Source organism: Sphaerisporangium melleum (assembly GCF_014646695.1).
GTDB classification, from domain to species: domain Bacteria; phylum Actinomycetota; class Actinomycetes; order Streptosporangiales; family Streptosporangiaceae; genus Sphaerisporangium; species Sphaerisporangium melleum.
Genome location: NZ_BMNT01000024.1, coordinates 140,992 through 141,243 on the forward strand (window position 1 = coordinate 140,992; position 252 = coordinate 141,243).

Consider the following 252-nt stretch of genomic DNA (forward strand, 5'->3'; position numbering starts at 1 on the left):
CGATGAACCAGGGCACGGTGGCGCCGACGCTGCTGTACTTCGCGCCCAAGAACATCTGGGTGCTGGCCTACCAGTGGGGCGGTGGCGCGTTCACGTACAAGACCTCCTCCGACCCGACCAACGCCAACGGCTGGTCCTCGGCGCAGACCTTGTCGACCGCGAGCATCTCCGGTTCGGGTACCGGGCCGATCGACCAGACGCTCATCGGTGACAGCCAGAACATGTACCTGTTCTTCGCCGGTGACAACGGCA

1 protein-coding gene is annotated in these 252 nt (G+C 64.7%); it reads left to right on the forward strand.

The genetic code is table 11. The annotated features are described in order from the left end of the window. On the forward strand, window positions 1-252 hold a 252-nt coding region (locus IEY93_RS38460; RefSeq protein WP_268241575.1), incomplete at both ends, for a non-reducing end alpha-L-arabinofuranosidase family hydrolase.